Source organism: Vogesella mureinivorans (assembly GCF_007644035.1).
Classification (GTDB): Bacteria; Pseudomonadota; Gammaproteobacteria; order Burkholderiales; family Chromobacteriaceae; genus Vogesella; species Vogesella mureinivorans.
The window spans coordinates 1-273 of sequence record NZ_VMTV02001098.1 but is presented as its reverse complement, the minus strand read 5'-3'; the positions used below and the strand labels follow the sequence as shown (position 1 = coordinate 273).

The 273-nt window shown below is 42.9% G+C and carries 1 protein-coding gene; it reads right to left on the bottom strand.

What is annotated here, in order from left to right:
- On the bottom strand, nt 1-273 hold a 273-nt coding region (locus tag FLQ44_RS22920; RefSeq protein WP_147696185.1), incomplete at both ends, for a [protein-PII] uridylyltransferase family protein.

Below are 273 nucleotides of genomic sequence, written 5' to 3'. Positions count from 1 at the left end.
ATATGTTGATTACACCATAAATCAATTGAAAAACTTGGACAATAAATTCAACTTCACGAATCCCACCTGCACCCAACTTGATGTCATCGGCAATATTGCGACGTGCCACTTCGCGCTCAATCATGGCTTTCATTTCACGCATGGCTTCAAATGCGGTGTAATCAACATATTTACGAAATACAAATGGGCGCGTCATATCCAATAGACTATCACCCTCATGTCCCCCCGTAATAATACGTGCCTTAATCCATGCATAGCGTTCCCATTCGCGTC